Consider the following 16,656-nt stretch of genomic DNA (forward strand, 5'->3'; position numbering starts at 1 on the left):
TGCGCGGCCAGCAAATCGGCCATCAGAGCCCGCCCACCCCGGTCAGCTTCTTCGTCAGCTGCGCGGCCAGCAAATCTTTCTGTACGCAGTCGGGGTGGGTTACCCCTGCCGGCCTCATCTGTCCGCTGCGCGGCCAGCAAATCGGCCGTCAGGGGTAACCCACCCCGACGGCCGTCGTGACAGCCCAGCCTCAGGCACCTGAGCTGGCCGCCACGTCCTCGACCCATTGCGCGAACTCGAGGTCGCGTGCGGTCACGCCGCCGGCGTCGTGGGTCGTGAAGCTGATCTCGACCCGGTTGTAGAGGTTGAACCACTCGGGATGGTGCTGGCGCCGCTCGGCCTCGAGCGCGACCCGGGTCATGAAGCCGAAGGCCTGGCCGAAGTCGCGGAAGGCGAGCCAGCGCGTGATCGACTGCTCCTCCTCGTCGTACTCCCAGTTCGGCAGCTCCAGCTCGGTCAGTTGCTGGCGCACCTGCTCGGTACCCAGCACTTGCAGCTCCTCGTTGGCTGGCAGTTGCAGCTCGTCAGTCATCTCAGGCCGCCTTGCCGTCGATGACCTGCTGCAGTTCGCCCGACTCGTACATCTCCATCATGATGTCCGAGCCGCCGATGAACTCGCCCTTGACGTAGAGCTGCGGAATGGTCGGCCAGTTGCTGTATTCCTTGATGCCCTGGCGGATTTCCTGGTCTTCCAGCACGTTGACGGTCTGGACCGTCTTGGTGTCGACGCCGCAGGCCTTGAGGATCTGGATCGCGCGGCCCGAGAAGCCGCACATCGGGAAGCTGGCGCTGCCCTTCATGAAGAGCACGATCTCGTTGTTCTTGACCAGTTGGTCGATGCGCTGTTGGGTGTCGCTCATGGGTGGTTCCGCTTGTCGCTGTGGGTAAAACCCTGATTATCCCAGCGCCGCGGTGACCTTGCGAGTCGGGTGGTAGCCAAGCCGCAAAAGACAAAGCCTGCAAAAGACAAAGCCCGCACAAAGGCGGGCTCGTCTTCACAACCTTCGCAGCCATCAATGAGTTCTGTGCGCCGGTCGATGAGTTGAATGTAGTCCTGCGGCCGGCTGCTGTCGAGGCTGTCGTGGTTACGAAACCCGATGCGCGCCGCGATCCGATGCCGGACTGCCATGCCGGTCCTGGTCAGGGCCCCCGCTGCAGTTCGGCCCAGGCGGCCGCGAAGTCGAAATCCCGGATCGCCTGGGCCACGATTTCGTAGCGGACTTGTCCCAGCGCCGCGCGGATCTGGCCGGCCTGTTGCTCGAGCAATTGCAGACATTCTGTGTCGCTGTCCTCCAGCAGGCCCAGCAGCTTGGCACGCAGCGGCGGCCATTGCCCGGCATCCACTGTCTCGACCGGGCCGGCCGGTTCCGTTCGGGGCAGGCGGGCGGCAATCGCCTGGCTCAGCGGCAGTAGCTGGCGCGCGGCGCTGTCGCGCAGCGGTTCCAGTTCGCTGGCGGGCCGGCGTTCGCGCACCGCCTGTTCCAGCTGCCGCGCAGCCTCGCTCAGCGCCTGGGCGCCGATCTGGGCTGCGACCCCCTTGAGCGTATGCGCCGTCCGTTCTGCCTGGTCCCAGTTCGAACCGGCAATGGCCCGCGCCAGCTGGTCCGGCGCATCGGCCTGACCGGTGACGAACTTGGCCAGCAGGCTGAGGTAGAGCGGCTCGCGTCCGCCCGCCTGCCGCAGCCCGAGCCGGCTGTCGAGCCCGTCGACCTGTGCCAGTGCCTTCCAGCATGGATTGTCTTCGTCAGGCGTCGGCTGGTGCCGGGCAGCGGCATGACCCGGTGCCGCATCGGCGCCAGGTCTGGCGGCGGGCTTGATCCAGTGCCGCAGCTTGGCCAGCAGCTGCTCCGGGTCGATCGGCTTGGCGATATGGTCGTTCATGCCGGCCTCCAGGCAGCGCTCGCGGTCGATCGCCATCGCGTTGGCCGTCATCGCCAGGATCGGCAGCTGTTGCAAGCCGGGCAGCTTGCGCATCGCGCGCGTCGCGCTGAGTCCGTCCATCACCGGCATCTGCATGTCCATCAGCACGATGTCGTAATGCTGGCGCTGCACCTTGTGCAGTGCGATCGCGCCGTCACCGGCCAGTTCCACCTGCAGCCCGATCGCCTGCAGGAACTCGGTCGCCACTTCCTGGTTGAGCTCGTTGTCTTCCACCAGCAGCACGCGTGCGCCCTGCAGTTCGACTGCGGGCGACAAGGCCTGTCCTGCAGTCTGGCTGTGTGGGGCTGAAGGCGTCCTGGGGTCGCTCAGTTCGATCCTGCCCCCTGGCTGCCGCGGGCTGGCATGGCCCAGGCCGAGGCAGGCCGTGAACCAGAAGGTTGATCCGATGCCGGGGCGGCTGTCCAGGCCGATGCGGCCGCCCATCAGTTCGACCAGCCGTTTTGAGATCGACAGGCCCAGCCCGCTGCCGCCGTACTTGCGCGTGATCGAGTTGTCGGCCTGCTGGAAGGTCTGGAACAGCAGTTCGCGCTGCTGCTGCGACAGTCCGATGCCGGTGTCGCGCACCGCGAAATGCAGTGTCACCTGTCCCGGGCGGCGTTCCTGCAGCGAGACGTTGATCGCGATCTCGCCCTGGGTCGTGAACTTGACGGCGTTGCTGGCCAGGTTGATCAGCACCTGTTCGAGCCGCAGCGGATCGCCGATCAGCTGCATCGGCAGGCCGCTGGCGACCTCAACGACGAGCTTGAGCCCCTTGCCGTCGGCTTTTTCCGAAATGACCGACACCACGTCGTCGAGCATCTGCTCGAGGTCGAACTCGACCTGTTCCAGCGCCACCTTGCCGGCTTCGAGCTTGCTGATGTCGAGGATGTCGTTGATCACGCCCAGCAGATGCCGGCTCGACGACTGGATCTTCTGCAGGTAGTCGCGCACCTTGGGCGGCGGGTCGGCCCGTAGCGCGAGCAGCGTCATGCCCATGACGGCATTCATCGGCGTGCGGATCTCGTGCGACATATTGGCCAGGAAGGCACTCTTGGCTTCGCTGGCGGATTCTGCGGCCAGCCGGCGTGCCCGCTCGCGCAGGCGCTCGATGCCGAAGGCCATGTTGTGCGCCAGTTCCAGCAGCAGCTTGACCTCCTCGGGCGCGAAGGCATCGGCCTCGCGGGCGTAGACCATCATGGCGCCGAAAGTGCCGGTGTCTGCCAGCATCATCGGCAGGGCGATGCTGGACTGGTAGCCATGCCTGAGCGCGATGTCGCGCCAGGGCGCCATCTGGGGATTGCCCAGGTAGTTCTGGTTGACCTGTGGCTGGCCGCTGCGGATGGCTTCGCCGGTCGGTCCGCGCCCCAATTCCGAGTTCGCGTCCCAGCTGATCTTGATGTCGGCCAGGTAACCGTCGTTCGAACCCCAGGACACCAGTGGCCGGATCGTCTTGCCGGGGTCCTGTTCGGCGCTGCCGACCCAGGCCATGCGGTAGCCGCCGGATTCGACCACGACGCGGCAGATGTCGCTCAGCAGTTCGGTCTCGGAGTCGGAGCGGGCCAGCGCGAAGTTGCAGTCGCTCAGCAGGCGCAGCGCGCGCTGCACCTTGTGTTCGGATTGCTCGGCTTCGACGCTGCGCGTGATGTCGCGCGCCACGCCGAACAGGCCGACGATCCGGCCGTCCTGGTTGCGGATCGGGTATTTGCGGTTGTCGACCCAGCCAGCCCGGCCGTCCTTGCCCATGATGGGCTGGACCTCGTGCGCGACCGGCAGACCGGCAAAGACCTGCTTTTCCAGGTAGTAGTAGCGGTCGGCCAGCGCCTCCGGAAAGACGTCATAGTCGGTCTGGCCCAGCAGGTCGGTCCAGTGCTCGGCCGGACTGCAGATCGTCACCAGGGTCTGGCTGGCGCCGGTGAAGACATGGTTGCGGTCCTTGAAGTAGATGAAGTCGTCGGTGTTCTCCATCATGGCCCGGAAGTTGGCCGTCAGCGACGCATCGTCCAGCGTCCGCGGCAGGCTCTTGGCGTCCTGCAACTCCAGTTCCAGCATGACTTCGCCGTCCCGCGCCGGCGATCGGATGTAGCTCGCCCTGACGCAGCGGATCCGGCCGCTGGCCTGACGCAGCCGCAGGCTCAGGGCGCCGGATGACGGGCGGCTGTCGGACGCGAACAGGATTTCGCTCAGGTCGCTGTCGTCCGGGTGGATCAGCTCCGCGAACGACAGGCGCTCGTTGACGAAGTCATCGACCGCATAACCCAGCAGCGGCAAGATGTCCGCGCTGGCCGATAGCACCGACCAGTGCGAGCGCAGCAGCAAACTGATCTTGGCTCCGTTCATGGTGTTTCATTATGACCATTCTTGAGCTAGTTGTTTCAGGTTGTTACTCGGCTCGCGCTCGGGCTAACGGGCGGCGCGGCGCCCGCCGGTACAGCGCAGGTGCCCGGCCAGATCGGTCCGGTGCTGGACCTCTAGATAGCCCTGTTCGCCCAGCAGTTGCGCGACCGCGTCGGCCTGGTCCCAGCCATGCTCGAGCAGCAGCCAGCCGCCGGGTTGCAGGTGCTGCCCGGCCTGGGCCGCGATGACGCGGATGTCGTCCAGCCCGTCGGCACCGCTGGCCAATGCCGACAGCGGCTCGTGCGTCAGCGCGGCCAGATGCGGGTCGTCGGCGCGGATATAGGGCGGGTTGCTGACGATCAGCTCGAAGCGCGCGGGCAGGGCGGGGCCTTGCGTAGACTGGGCGGCAGCTTCGGCCTGGCGCTGGGCCCAGTCGGACAGCCAGCTGCCGAGCAGGAAGCGCACCGGCAGCTCCAGCCGGCTGGCGTTGGCACTGGCGACGGCCAGCGCGTCGCCGCTGGCGTCGAGCGCCCAGACCTGGGCATCGGGCCGGCGCTGCTGCAGCGCCAGCGCAATCGCGCCGCTGCCGGTGCCGAGGTCGAGCAGGCTGGGGGCCTGGAGTGGCGCCAGCACTTCGAGCGCCCAGTCGACCAGGGTCTCGGTGTCGGGGCGCGGGTCGAGCACGCGCGCGTCGACCTGCAGTTCGAGGCCGTGGAATTCGCGCCTGCCAATCAGATAGGCCACCGGTTCGCCCGCCAGTCGGCGGCGGCACAGCGCCAGGAATTCCTGCGCGGCCTCCGTGGCCAGCGGGTCGGTGTCGTGCCCGATCAGCCAGGCCCGGTCGTGCGGTGAGCGGCCGAGCCGGTGCAGCAGCAGCACCTGGGCGTCGAGCTTGTCGAGTCCGGCCTGGCGGGCGCGCAGCAAGGCCTGCTGCACCGTTGCCGGCAGGGCTTGATCCCGGTCGGCGTCGGGTCCGGTCGCAGCCAGTCCGCCCGGTTCGGCGGCGCTCATGCCAGCGCCCCGTGCGCGGCCTGGCCGGCGCTCTGTTCGAGGTCGGCCATCAGTTCGGCGCCGCGCGCCAGCTGCAGCGCGTGGATCACCTCGTCGATCTCGCCTTCCATCACGGCGCCGAGCTTGTACAGCGTCAGGTTGATGCGGTGGTCGGTCAGGCGGCCCTGCGGGAAGTTGTAGGTCCTGATCCGGTCGCTGCGGTCGCCGCTGCCGATCAGGCCCTTGCGCTCGGCGGCCTCCTTGGCGGCGCGCTCGCTGCGCTCCTTTTCCTGGATGCGCGCCTGCAGCACCTGCAGCGCTTTCGCCTTGTTGCTGTGCTGGCTGCGGCCGTCCTGGCATTCGGCCACGATGCCGGTCGGCAGGTGGACCACGCGCACGGCCGAGTCGGTCTTGTTGATGTGCTGGCCGCCAGCGCCGCTGGCGCGGAAGGTGTCGATGCGCAGGTCGGCCGGATTGAGCTTGATGGCTTCGGTCTCGTCGGGCTCAGGCATCACCGCGACGGTGCAGGCGCTGGTGTGGATGCGGCCCTGGGATTCGGTCGCCGGCACGCGCTGCACCCGGTGGCCGCCCGACTCGAAGCGCAGACGTCCGTAGGCCCGGCTGCCGACCACGCGCAGCACCACTTCCTTGTAGCCGCCGAGCTCGCTGGGCGACTCGCTGACCACCTCGACGCGCCAGCCCTGGCGCTCGGCGTAGCGGGTGTAGAGCCGGGTCAGGTCGCCGGCGAACAGCGCGGCCTCGTCGCCGCCGGTGCCGGCGCGCACCTCGAGGAAGGCATTGCGGTCATCGTCCTGGTCCTTGGGCAGCAGCAGCACCTGCAGCTCCTGCTCGAGCGCGGCGAGCTCGGCTTCGGCGGCGGTGATTTCGTCGCGCGCCATGGCGGCCAGCTCGGCATCGTCCTCCTGCGCCATCAGCCGGGCCTCGGCCAGTTCGGTTTCGCGCTGCTGGTAGCGCAGCCAGGGCTCGATCAGGGCACCGTTTTCGGCATGCTCGCGCGTCAGCTTGCGAAAGCGCTCCATGTCCTGGGTGGCGTCGGGCGCGCTGAGCAGGGCATCGAGTTCGTGCAGGCGCAGGCGCTGGCGCTCCAGGGTTTCGCGGATGAAGGGCTTCATCCACGGATTATAAAATTGCTGCCTCAGCCCGTCTGGCGCTTGCCCTGGCCGCGCAGGAACAGGCGCGCGACCGTCTGAGCGGTCGCCTGGCGCGTGGCGGCGTCGCCGGTGTGCAGTTCGGCCAGCGTGCCGTGCAGCATCTTCTGCGTCAGGCCGCGTGCCAGTGCCTCGAGCACGGCATCGACATCGTCGCCGCGCGCGAGCAACTTGCGCGCCCGTGCGAGTTCGGCCGCGCGCCATTCGTCGGTCTGCGTTTGCAGGTCGCGGATCAATTCGACCACGCCACCGCGCGGATCGCGCTGCCCGACCCAGTGCATGAAGCTCTGCACGCCGGCGTCGATGATGATCTCGGCCTCGGCCACGGCGGCCTGGCGGTTTTCCTTGCCGGTCTGCACCACGGCGGCCAGGTCATCGACGGTGTAGAGATAGACATCGGACAGCTGCTGGACCTCGACCTCGATGTCGCGCGGCACCGCCAGGTCGACCATGAAGATCGGCCGGTGGCGGCGTTTCTTCAGCGCGCGCTCGACCGCGCCCAGGCCGATCAGCGGCAGGCTGGAGGCGGTGCAGCTGATGACGGCATCGAATTCATGCAGGCGCTCGGGCAGGTCGGACAGGCGCAGCACCTCGGCGCCGAAGCGGCTGGCGAGCTTTTCGCCGCGTTCGAGCGTGCGGTTGGCGATCGCCATGCCCTTGGGCGCCTTGGCCGCGAAATGGGTCGCGGCCAGCTCGATCATCTCGCCGGCACCGACGAACAGCACCTTGATGTCCTTCAGGTCCTCGAACAGCTGGCCGGCCAGCCGCACCGCGGCCGCGGTCATGCTGATCGAGTGCGCGCCGATCTCGGTGTGGCTGCGCACCTGCTTGGCGACCGCGAAGCTGCGCTGGAACATCTGGTGCAGCGTGCTACCGAGGGCGCCGGCCTCGTCAGCGGCGCGCACCGCATGCTTGAGCTGGCCCAGGATCTGGGCCTCGCCGAGCACCATGCTGTCGAGGCCGCTGGCGACGCGAAAAGCGTGACGCGCCGCCTCGCCACCCTTGAGCACATAGGCATGGTCCAGCAGTTCCTGCGGGCTCACGCCGCCGGTGTTGGCCAGCCATTGCACGGTCGACTCAAGTTCAAGCTCGTCGGCGGCGCAGTAGATCTCGGTTCGGTTGCAAGTCGACAGCAGCGCGGCCTCGGGCTGGCGCGCCAGCGAGGCCCGGAAGCGCTGCAGCGTTTCCGGCAGCTGGTCGAGCGCGAACGCGAACCGCCCGCGCAAGTCGAGCGGAGCGGTGTGGTGATTGATTCCTAGCGCCCAGACAGCCATATGGGAAGACATTATAAAATTTTCGTCTTTGATTGTTTTTCGATGCCCTTGACCGACAGCTATTCCTTCGTTCTGGCGCTCTGGGGCTGGCTCCTGCATCTGGCCAATTTCGCCCTGCCGGCGCTCGGCCTCGCGACCCTGCTGGCGCCGGCCGTGGCCGGCTGGCGCGGTCTGACGCCGCTGCGGCTGTGGCGTGCCTGGTGGCCTCTCGCGGGTGCCGGTCTGCTGGTGCTGCTGGCGGGACTGGTCGGTTTCGGCCGCGACGGCCGCATGGCGACCTATGCCGGTCTGGTGCTGGTCGTCGCCAGCCTGGCTTGCTGGCTGCAGACCCGCCTGGCGCCCGGGATCGGGTCGCGCCGCACCCCGTATCCACGCTAGCGGTACTGCCTTGCCGCCACCCCTGTCCGCTGCCGCCAGGGCTGCGGTAACATCACTTCCCCCCGTACCACGGCGAAACTTGCTCCGGATATGAACGCACCCACCCCGATCCAGCACCTGCTCGACGCCGCCGGCGACACTCCTCGCCTGCGTGAGATTCCCTACAACTACACCTCGTTTTCGGATCGGGAAATTGTCGTTCGTCTGCTCGGCTCCCGCGCCTGGGAGGTGCTGAACCAGCTGCGCCAGGAGCGCCACACCGGCCGCTCGGCCCGCATGCTGTATGAAGTGCTGGGCGACATCTGGGTGGTGCAGCGCAACCCCTATCTGCAGGACGACCTGTTCGACAACCCCAAGCGCCGCCAGGCCCTGGTCGAGGCGATGAACCACCGTCTGGGCGAGGTCGAGAAGCGCCGCCGGCCGCAGGAAGACGGCGAGCGCGACGCGCTGGTGGTCGAGCTGCTGGCTGCGGCCAGCCTGGCCGTGCGCCAGTTCGCGGCCGCCTTCGAGCAGATGGGCGCGCTGCGCCAGCAGGCCGGCAAGGTGCTGCGCCGCCATACGCCCAAGGACAACATCAAGTTCGACGGCCTGAGCCGCGTCAGTCATGTGACCGACGCGACCGACTGGCGGGTCGAATACCCGTTTGTCGTGCTGACTCCCGACACCGAGGCCGAGATGGCCGGCCTGGTCAAGGCCTGCATCGAGCTCGGCCTGACTATCGTCCCGCGCGGCGGCGGCACCGGCTACACCGGCGGCGCGATCCCGCTGACCTGGAAGAGTGCGGTCATCAACACCGAGAAGCTGCTTGGCATGAACGAGGTCGAGCTGATCGACCTGCCCGGCGTCAACCACAAGGTGCCGACCCTCTGGACCGAGGCCGGCGTCGTGACCCAGCGCGTGGCCGATGCGGCCGAGCGCGCCGGCTTCGTGTTCGCGGTCGATCCGACCAGCGCCGAGGCCAGCTGCGTCGGCGGCAACATCGCGATGAACGCCGGCGGCAAGAAGGCCGTGCTGTGGGGCACCGCGCTCGACAACCTGGCGAGCTGGCGCATGGTCACGCCCGACGCGCAATGGCTCGAGGTGGTGCGGGTCGACCACAACCTGGGCAAGATCCACGACGCCGCGATCGCCAGCTTCGAGCTGCATTACTTCGAGGCCGACGGCAAGACGCCGATCCGCAGCGAGCGGCTCGACATCCCGGGCAAGACCTTCCGCAAGGAAGGCCTGGGCAAGGACGTGACCGACAAGTTCCTGGCCGGCCTGCCCGGCGTGCAGAAGGAGGGCTGTGACGGCCTGATCACCAGCGCGCGCTGGGTGCTGCACCGCATGCCCGAGCACACCCGCACCGTCTGCCTGGAATTCTTCGGCAACCCGAAGGACGGCGTGCCGAGCATCGTCGAGATCAAGGACTTCATGTTTGCCGAGCAGACGCGCTCGGGCACGCTGCTGGCCGGCCTCGAACACCTCGACGACCGCTACCTGCGCGCGGTCGGCTACTCGACCAAGAGCAAGCGCGGCGGCTTCCCCAAGATGGTGCTGATCGGCGACATCGTCGGTGACGATCCGGATGCGGTCGCGCGTGCCGCCAGCGAAGTGGTGCGTCTGGCCAACGGCCGCGCCGGCGAGGGCTTCACGGCCGTCAGCCCCGATGCGCGCAAGCAGTTCTGGGCCGATCGCAAGAAGACCGCCGCCATCAGCCGCCACACCAACGCCTTCAAGGTCAACGAGGACGTGGTGATCCCGCTGCCGCGCATGGGCGAGTACACGCTGGGCATCGAGCGCATCAACATCGAGCTGAGCCTGCGCAACAAGGTCAGGCTGGCGCAGGAGCTCGAGACCTTCTTCGCGCACGGCAACCTGCCGCTGGGCAAGGTCGAGGACCCCAACGACATGCCGAGCGCCGAGACGCTGCAGGAACACCGCGAGCGCGCGCTGGCCGTGATCCGCAGCGTGCGCGCCCAGTGGCAGCAGTGGATGGACGGCCTGGATACCGTGCAGGCCGATACCGGTCGCAGCTTCTTCGACCAGCTGCAGGATTATTCCCTGCGCGCGAGCTGGAAGACGCAGATCCGCGAGGCACTGCGCGCCATCTTCACCGGCTCGGTGTTTGCGCCGGTGCTGGAGGAATGCAAGGCAATCCACAAGCGCGTGCTCAAGGGCCGGGTCTGGGTCGCGCTGCACATGCATGCCGGCGACGGCAACGTGCACACCAACATCCCGGTCAACAGCGACGACTACGAAATGCTGCAGACCGCGCACGAGGCGGTCGACCGCATCATGGTGCTGGCGCGCAGCCTTGACGGCGTGATCTCGGGCGAACACGGCATCGGCATCACCAAGCTTGAATACCTGAGCGACGCCGAACTGGCGCCGTTTGCCGGCTACAAGCAGCGCATCGACCCCGAAGGCCGCTTCAACAAGGGCAAGCTGCTGCGCGGCGGCAGCTCGTTCGACGCGGCCGACATGCGCCGCGCCGACCTCAGCATGGCCTACACGCCGAGCTTCGGCCTGATGGGCTACGAGTCGCTGATCATGCAGCAGAGCGATATCGGTGCCATCGCCGATTCGGTCAAGAACTGCCTGCGCTGCGGCAAGTGCAAGCCGGTCTGCTCGACCCATGTGCCGCGCGCCAACCTGCTGTACTCGCCGCGCAACAAGATCCTGGCCACCAGCCTGCTGGTCGAGGCCTTCCTCTACGAGGAGCAGACCCGGCGCGGCATCAGCCTCAAGCATTGGGAAGAGTTCGAGGACGTGGCCGACCACTGCACGGTCTGCCACAAGTGCCTGTCGCCTTGCCCGGTCAAGATCGACTTCGGCGATGTCTCGATGAACATGCGCAACCTGCTGCGCAAGATGGACAAGAAGAGCTTCCGTCCCGGCAACGCCGCCGCGATGTTCATGCTCAACGCGACCAACCCCGAGACCATCAAGCTCGCGCGCAGCGCCATGGTCGGCGTCGGCTTCAAGGCCCAGCGCCTGGCCAACACCGTGCTCAACAGCTTCGCCAAGAAGCAGACCAGTGCCCCGCCGGCCTCGGTCGGTCCCGCTCCGATCAAGGAGCAGGTGATCCACTTCATCAACAAGAAGCTGCCGGGCGGCCTGCCCAACAAGACCGCGCGCGCGTTGCTCGACATCGAGAACAAGGACTACGTCCCGATCATCCGCGACCCGCAAGGCACCAGCAGCGACAGCGAGGCGGTGTTCTACTTCCCGGGCTGCGGCTCCGAGCGCCTGTTCAGCCAGGTCGGCCTCGCGACCCAGGCCATGCTCTGGCATGCCGGCGTGCAGACCGTGCTGCCGCCGGGCTACCTGTGCTGCGGCTATCCGCAGCGCGGCTCGGGCCAGTTCGAGAAGGCCGAGCAGATGATCACCGACAACCGGGTGCTGTTCCACCGCGTTGCCAACACGCTGAACTACCTCGACATCAAGACCGTGGTCGTGTCCTGCGGCACCTGCTATGACCAGCTGTCGGGCTACCAGTTCGACCAGATCTTCCCGGGCTGCCGCATCATCGACATCCACGAGTACCTGCTCGAGAAGGGCATCACGCTCGACGCCAAGGGCGCCTACCTGTTCCACGACCCCTGCCACAGCCCGATGAAGCTGCAGGCACCGATCAAGACCGTCAAGGCGCTGGTCGGCGACACCGTGGTGCAGAGCGACCGCTGCTGCGGCGAGTCCGGCACGCTCGGCGTGACGCGGCCCGACATCTCGACCCAGGTCCGCTTCCGCAAGGAAGAGGAGCTCAACAAGAACGCGCAGGAGCTGTCGGCGCTGGCGGCCAAGAACGGCGTGGTCCAGCAGGTTGGCAAGACCAAGATCCTGACCAGCTGCCCGAGCTGCTTCCAGGGCCTGAGCCGCTATGGCGAGGACCTGCAGAACGGCCTGCTCGAAGCCGACTATGTCGTGGTCGAGATGGCGCGCCATATCCTGGGCGAGAACTGGCTGCCCGACTATGTCGCCAAGGCCAATGCCGGCGGCATCGAGCGCGTGCTGGTTTGAGCCATGGCTGCCAGCCCTGAGCCCGGCTGCCCGCTCTGTCACGAGGACGGCGGGCTGCTGATCGCCCGGTACGGGAAGTTCCGCATCATCCGCGCCACCGGGCCGGACGCGGCGGACTTTCCCGGCTTCTACCGCGTGGTCTGGAACGAGCATGTGGCCGAGTTCTCGGACCTGGCCGAGGCCGACCAGTTGCTGTGTCTGCGTGCCGTCAGCGCGGTCGAGCGCGTGCTGCGCGATCAGCTGGCGCCGACCAAGGTCAACTTGGCGGCCCTGGGCAACATGGTGCCGCACCTGCACTGGCATGTGATCGCGCGCCATGACTGGGACAGCCGCTGGCCGGCGCCGGTCTGGGCCGCGCCGCAGCGTGCGGCCGACCCACAGCGGCTGGCGGAACTGCACGCGCGCCTGGCGGACTGTGACGCCGCCATCGCTGCGACCGTCGCGCAGATCTTCTGATCCGGCCCGGGCGGCTTGCCGCCCGTTTGCCACCCGCTTGCCGCGCGTTACGATAGCGTTTTGATCCCCGAGCCTTCTGCGAGAGACCATGGCTGGCCTGAACCCCAACACCCCCCATCCCGTCGAGTTGACGCTGCACGCCAAGTCGCGCGTGCTCGAGATTGCCTTCGCTGACGGCGCGCGCTTCCGGCTGCCGTTCGAGCTGCTGCGCGTGCTCTCGCCCTCGGCCGAGGTCCAGGGCCACGGCCCGGGCCAGGAGACGCTGCAGACCGGCAAGCGCGAGGTCGAGATCACGGCACTCGAGCCGGTCGGCCACTACGCCGTCAAGCCGACCTTCTCGGACGGCCACGACTCCGGCCTCTACAGCTGGGACTATCTGTACCGGCTCGGTGCCGAGCAGGAGCAGCGCTGGACCGACTACCTGGCCCGCCTGCAGGCCGCCGGCCTCGACCGCGACGCGCCGATGGCTGACAAGGCCGGCTCGGCCTGCGGCCACTCCCATTGAACAGCCGCAGCAACGGCAAGCACCCTGCAGGAACTGACGCCATGAGCCAGACCCATTTCGGATTCAAGACCGTCGACGAGCAAGACAAGGCGCGCCATGTGCGCAGCGTGTTCGACTCGGTCGCGTCCAACTACGACATCATGAACGACCTGATGTCGGCCGGCCTGCACCGCCTCTGGAAGGCCTACACGATCCAGGTCGCCAACCCGCGCCCGGGCGACCGCGTGCTCGACATCGCGGGCGGCACCGGCGACCTCGACCTGGCCTTCGCGCCCAAGGTCGCGCCCAACGGCCAGGTGGTGCATACCGACATCAACGAGGCCATGCTGCGCGAGGGCCGCAACCGCCTGCTCAACCACGGCCATGTGCTGCCGACCCTGGTCTGCGACGCCGAGAAGCTGCCGTTTCCGGACGGCCATTTCGACATCGTGACCGTCGCCTTCGGCCTGCGCAACATGACGCACAAGGACATCGCGCTGCGCGAGATGAATCGTGTGCTGCGTCCGGGCGGCAAATTGCTGGTACTGGAATTTTCCAAAGTCGCTGCCCCGCTAGAGAAGGCCTACGACTGGTATAGTTTTAATATCTTGCCCAAGCTCGGCAAGTGGATTGCCAAGGACGAGAGCAGCTACCGCTACCTGGCCGAGTCGATCCGCATGCACCCGGACCAGGAAACCTTGCGCGGCATGATGCGCGAGGCCGGTTTCGGCCATGTGGATGTGCACAACTTGACGGCTGGCGTTGCGGCGCTGCACCTGGGCATCAAGTGCTGAGCCGGCTGTAACCGTCGCCTGAAGACAGGGGAGTACTGAAATGGAATGGTGGATAGCGATCCTGGGCCTGGTCCTGCTGGCTTGGGTGCTGCGCAGCTGGTGGCGTGGCCGCAAGGACGGGCCGGCGCAGCCCTTTTCGGGGGCCGCGGCGCCCGAGGCCGCGCGACTGCCGGCCAGCTACAGTGCCAAGAACGTTGGCAACGATGCCTCGGCCCGGCCCTGGGAACAGCAGGTCGGCGCTTCCGATGCCGCCTTGAACCCGGCTGTGGGCGAGGCTGGCGCCGTGCCGCAATGGGGCGCTGCTGATTCGAGCCAGCCGGCTGGCTTCGATGCCGCAGCCTTCCTCGAGGCCTCCAAGGCCCATTTCATCCAGCTGCAGGCAGCCTGGGACCGCGCCGACATGCCGGCGCTGCGCGCGATGATGACCGACGACATGCTGGGCCAGATCCAGTCCCAGCTGCTCGAGCGCGAGCACCAGGCCGACGCTGTCGGCCCGAGCTCCGAGGTCGTGATGCTCGACGCCAAGCTGCTTGGCATCGAGGAACAGGCGGGCGAGTACCTGGCCAGCGTCGAGTTCTCGGGCCTGATCCGGGATGCGGCCGCTGCCGGCCCCAATCCCTTCCGCGAGGTCTGGAGCATCATCCGGCCCAAGAGCGGTGCCGAGGGCTGGCTGGTCGCGGGTGTTCAGGCCATGCAATAAAAGGTCGGCCTTTATCCGTCAAAATCGGGGGACCTATGAACAAGCCCCCATTTTCCTTGCCGCCGGTTGAGTTGCTGCAGCAACTCGCCTCCAGGCTGCCGGCACCGCCGGCCTGGCTGCGCGCCGAACTGCACAACCGCCTCGTGCTGCTGCTCAACCATGTGCTGCAGCAGGAGCCCCAGGCCATGGACCGGCTCCGGCGCCAGCAGGGCAAGCGGCTGCAGCTGAGCTGGGGCAGCATCGAGCTGGTGCTGCAGCCGACCCCGGCCGGCCTGCTGGCGCTGTCCCAGCCGGACCAGTCGTCCGACCTGCAACTGCGCGTGGCCGAGGCCTCGCCGCTGGCGCTGGCGCAGACCCTGCTGGCAGGCGGCAAGCCGCCGGTCGAGATCCAGGGCGATGTGCAGCTGGCGGCCGAGGTCGCCTGGCTGGTCGACAACCTGCGCTGGGACCTCGAGGAAGACCTGGCGCGCCTGTTAGGCGACCCGGTCGCGCACCAGCTGGCTGCTGCCGGCCGGACGCTGGTACAGGGCCTGCGGGGCTTCCTGCTGCAGGCCGCCGAACGCCGCAACAAGGCCGCGCCATGAGCCGCTACCTGCGCGGCTTCTTCATTGTCTGGGTTGTGCTGCGCTACGGCCTGGATGAACTGCTGCTGTCGGGCTTTCCGAACCCGCTGTTGCGTGCCCTGCGCCGTCTCATCACGATCGGGCGCGATCTGACGGCACCGCGCGGCCAGCGCCTGCGCGAGGCGCTCGAAGCGCTCGGGCCGATCTTCGTCAAGCTCGGCCAGGTGCTCTCGACAAGGCGCGACCTGATGCCGCCCGACATCGCCGACGAGCTCGCGCGGCTGCAGGACCGGGTGCCGCCATTCCCGAGCCAGGTCGCGGTCGCCACCATCGAGCGCGCCTTCGGCCAGAAGCTCGACCAGATCTTCGCCAGCTTCGACCAGCAGCCGGTCGCCAGCGCCTCGATCGCCCAGGTGCATTTCGCCGTGCTGCACGACGGGCGCGAAGTCGCGGTCAAGGTGCTGCGCCCCGGCATGCTGCCAGTGATCGACAAGGACCTGGGCCTGATGCGCCTGATGGCGGGCTGGGTCGAGAAGTTGTCGGCCGACGGCAAGCGCCTGAAGCCGCGCGAGGTGGTGGCCGAATTCGACAAGTACCTGCATGACGAGCTCGACCTGGTGCGCGAGGCGTCCAACGCCGCCCAGCTGCGGCGCAACATGGCCGACCTCGATCTGGTGCTGATCCCCGAGATGTACTGGGACTGGTGCCGCACCGAGGTGCTGGTGATGGAGCGCATGAAGGGCGTGCCGATCAGCCAGGTCGCTCGCCTGCGCGAGGCCGGCGTCGACATCCCCAAGCTGGCGCGCGACGGCGTCACGATCTTCTTCACCCAGGTCTTTCGCGACGGCTTCTTCCACGCCGACATGCACCCGGGCAATATCCAGGTCAGCCTGGACCCGGCGACCTTCGGCCGCTATATCTCGCTCGACTTCGGCATCGTCGGCACGCTGACCCAGTTCGACAAGGAATACCTGGCGCAGAACTTCACCGCCTTCTTCCGCCGCGACTACAAGCGGGTGGCCGAGCTGCACATCGAGTCGGGCTGGGTGCCCGAGGACACCAGGGTCGACGAGCTGGAAGCCGGCATCCGCTCGGTCTGCGAGCCCTATTTCGACCGTCCGCTGAAGGAAATCTCGCTCGGCATGGTGCTGATGCGGCTGTTCCAGATCTCGCGCCGCTTCAACGTCGAGATCCAGCCCCAGTTGGTGCTGCTGCAAAAGACCCTGCTCAACATCGAGGGCCTGGGCCGCGATCTCGACCCCGAGCTCGACCTCTGGAACACGGCCAAGCCCTTCCTCGAGAAGTGGATGATCGACCAGCTCGGCCCCAAGATGTTCTGGCAGCAGCTCAAGGCCGAGGCGCCGCAATACGCCAAGCTGATCCCCGAGCTGCCGCGCCTGCTACATGACTTCCTGCGCCAGCGCAAGGGCGACGAGTCGCGCGAGCTGCGGGCCCTGCTGAGCGAGCAGCGGCGCACCAACCGTCTGCTGCAAGGCCTGATCTACGGCGGGCTGGGCTTTGCGCTCGGGCTGCTGGCGATGCAGTTGCTGGTGCGCGTGCGGCTCTGGTGATACAGGAATCCCACCCCAATT

General features: G+C 67.5%; 15 protein-coding genes. 8 read left to right on the forward strand and 7 right to left on the reverse strand.

Going from position 1 to position 16,656, the window contains the following annotated elements; translation table 11 throughout:
* Positions 1–190 precede the first annotated feature (190 nt).
* The 7 genes from C6P61_RS02230 to hemA all read right to left on the reverse strand — a co-directional run bounded on the left by C6P61_RS02230 (position 191) and on the right by hemA (position 7,687).
* Positions 191–532 carry a 4a-hydroxytetrahydrobiopterin dehydratase gene (locus C6P61_RS02230; RefSeq protein WP_105728301.1) on the reverse strand — a complete coding sequence of 114 codons (342 nt, stop codon included), beginning with the start codon at positions 530–532 and terminating at the stop codon, positions 191–193.
* Between the two features lies 1 nt (position 533).
* Positions 534–860, reverse strand: coding sequence for a Grx4 family monothiol glutaredoxin (grxD, locus tag C6P61_RS02235; RefSeq protein WP_105728302.1), 327 nt, complete (start codon positions 858–860; stop codon positions 534–536).
* Positions 857–1,129 carry a hypothetical protein gene (locus C6P61_RS17570; protein ID WP_146114951.1) on the reverse strand — a complete coding sequence of 91 codons (273 nt, stop codon included), beginning with the start codon at positions 1,127–1,129 and terminating at the stop codon, positions 857–859. Before C6P61_RS17570 ends, grxD begins: the two co-directional genes overlap by 4 nt.
* An 11-nt stretch (positions 1,130–1,140) precedes the next feature.
* Positions 1,141–4,257 (reverse strand): response regulator, encoded by a 3,117-nt coding sequence (locus C6P61_RS02240; protein WP_105728303.1) that lies wholly within the window; start codon positions 4,255–4,257, stop codon positions 1,141–1,143.
* Between the two features lie 63 nt (positions 4,258–4,320).
* The gene (prmC, locus tag C6P61_RS02245) at positions 4,321–5,202 is read right to left on the reverse strand and encodes a peptide chain release factor N(5)-glutamine methyltransferase (protein ID WP_244908745.1); all 882 of its coding nucleotides are present in this window, start codon (positions 5,200–5,202) and stop codon (positions 4,321–4,323) included.
* A gap of 59 nt (positions 5,203–5,261) precedes the next feature.
* Positions 5,262–6,377, reverse strand: coding sequence for a peptide chain release factor 1 (prfA, locus tag C6P61_RS02250; protein ID WP_105728305.1), 1,116 nt, complete (start codon positions 6,375–6,377; stop codon positions 5,262–5,264).
* Between the two features lie 23 nt (positions 6,378–6,400).
* Complete coding sequence (gene hemA, locus C6P61_RS02255; RefSeq protein ID WP_105728306.1) at positions 6,401–7,687, reverse strand: glutamyl-tRNA reductase; 1,287 nt, start codon at positions 7,685–7,687, stop codon at positions 6,401–6,403.
* A gap of 42 nt (positions 7,688–7,729) precedes the next feature.
* Here hemA and C6P61_RS02260 point away from each other — a divergent pair, with 42 nt between their 5' ends.
* The 8 genes from C6P61_RS02260 to ubiB all read left to right on the forward strand — a co-directional run bounded on the left by C6P61_RS02260 (position 7,730) and on the right by ubiB (position 16,635).
* Positions 7,730–8,065 carry a hypothetical protein gene (locus tag C6P61_RS02260; protein ID WP_244908737.1) on the forward strand — a complete coding sequence of 112 codons (336 nt, stop codon included), beginning with the start codon at positions 7,730–7,732 and terminating at the stop codon, positions 8,063–8,065.
* Between the two features lie 90 nt (positions 8,066–8,155).
* On the forward strand, positions 8,156–12,067 hold the full coding sequence (locus C6P61_RS02265) for a DUF3683 domain-containing protein (protein WP_105728307.1): 3,912 nt from the start codon (positions 8,156–8,158) through the stop codon (positions 12,065–12,067).
* A 3-nt stretch (positions 12,068–12,070) separates the two neighbouring features.
* Positions 12,071–12,523: an HIT family protein gene (locus tag C6P61_RS02270; protein ID WP_105728308.1), complete on the forward strand. Its 453-nt coding sequence runs from the start codon at positions 12,071–12,073 to the stop codon at positions 12,521–12,523.
* Positions 12,524–12,611: 88 nt separating this feature from the next.
* Positions 12,612–13,028, forward strand: a complete 417-nt coding sequence (locus C6P61_RS02275) for a gamma-butyrobetaine hydroxylase family protein (RefSeq protein WP_105728309.1) — start codon at positions 12,612–12,614, stop codon at positions 13,026–13,028.
* Between the two features lie 41 nt (positions 13,029–13,069).
* Positions 13,070–13,801: a bifunctional demethylmenaquinone methyltransferase/2-methoxy-6-polyprenyl-1,4-benzoquinol methylase UbiE gene (gene ubiE, locus C6P61_RS02280; protein WP_105728310.1), complete on the forward strand. Its 732-nt coding sequence runs from the start codon at positions 13,070–13,072 to the stop codon at positions 13,799–13,801.
* Positions 13,802–13,841: 40 nt separating this feature from the next.
* The gene (locus C6P61_RS02285) at positions 13,842–14,501 is read left to right on the forward strand and encodes a Tim44 domain-containing protein (RefSeq protein ID WP_105728311.1); all 660 of its coding nucleotides are present in this window, start codon (positions 13,842–13,844) and stop codon (positions 14,499–14,501) included.
* A 35-nt stretch (positions 14,502–14,536) separates the two neighbouring features.
* Positions 14,537–15,085, forward strand: coding sequence for a ubiquinone biosynthesis accessory factor UbiJ (locus tag C6P61_RS02290; protein ID WP_244908738.1), 549 nt, complete (start codon positions 14,537–14,539; stop codon positions 15,083–15,085).
* Entirely contained in the window at positions 15,082–16,635 is a 1,554-nt protein-coding gene (ubiB, locus tag C6P61_RS02295; protein WP_105728313.1) for a ubiquinone biosynthesis regulatory protein kinase UbiB, read from the forward strand. The genes C6P61_RS02290 and ubiB overlap by 4 nt, the downstream gene beginning before the upstream one ends.
* Positions 16,636–16,656 lie beyond the last annotated feature (21 nt).

It is taken from the genome of Malikia spinosa (assembly GCF_002980625.1).
Lineage (GTDB): Bacteria > Pseudomonadota > Gammaproteobacteria > Burkholderiales > Burkholderiaceae_C > Malikia > Malikia spinosa.

Coding starts and splice junctions, on each gene's coding strand:
- ubiB (WP_105728313.1), top strand. CDS start 15,082: ATGAGCCGCTACCTGCGCGGCTTCTTCATTGTCTGGGTTGTGCTGCGC.
- hemA (WP_105728306.1), bottom strand. CDS start 7,687: ATGGCTGTCTGGGCGCTAGGAATCAATCACCACACCGCTCCGCTCGAC.
- C6P61_RS02240 (WP_105728303.1), bottom strand. CDS start 4,257: ATGAACGGAGCCAAGATCAGTTTGCTGCTGCGCTCGCACTGGTCGGTG.
- C6P61_RS02270 (WP_105728308.1), top strand. CDS start 12,071: ATGGCTGCCAGCCCTGAGCCCGGCTGCCCGCTCTGTCACGAGGACGGC.
- C6P61_RS17570 (WP_146114951.1), bottom strand. CDS start 1,129: ATGGCAGTCCGGCATCGGATCGCGGCGCGCATCGGGTTTCGTAACCAC.
- C6P61_RS02265 (WP_105728307.1), top strand. CDS start 8,156: ATGAACGCACCCACCCCGATCCAGCACCTGCTCGACGCCGCCGGCGAC.
- C6P61_RS02290 (WP_244908738.1), top strand. CDS start 14,537: ATGAACAAGCCCCCATTTTCCTTGCCGCCGGTTGAGTTGCTGCAGCAA.
- prfA (WP_105728305.1), bottom strand. CDS start 6,377: ATGAAGCCCTTCATCCGCGAAACCCTGGAGCGCCAGCGCCTGCGCCTG.
- C6P61_RS02260 (WP_244908737.1), top strand. CDS start 7,730: ATGCCCTTGACCGACAGCTATTCCTTCGTTCTGGCGCTCTGGGGCTGG.
- C6P61_RS02285 (WP_105728311.1), top strand. CDS start 13,842: ATGGAATGGTGGATAGCGATCCTGGGCCTGGTCCTGCTGGCTTGGGTG.
- C6P61_RS02230 (WP_105728301.1), bottom strand. CDS start 532: ATGACTGACGAGCTGCAACTGCCAGCCAACGAGGAGCTGCAAGTGCTG.
- C6P61_RS02275 (WP_105728309.1), top strand. CDS start 12,612: ATGGCTGGCCTGAACCCCAACACCCCCCATCCCGTCGAGTTGACGCTG.
- ubiE (WP_105728310.1), top strand. CDS start 13,070: ATGAGCCAGACCCATTTCGGATTCAAGACCGTCGACGAGCAAGACAAG.
- grxD (WP_105728302.1), bottom strand. CDS start 860: ATGAGCGACACCCAACAGCGCATCGACCAACTGGTCAAGAACAACGAG.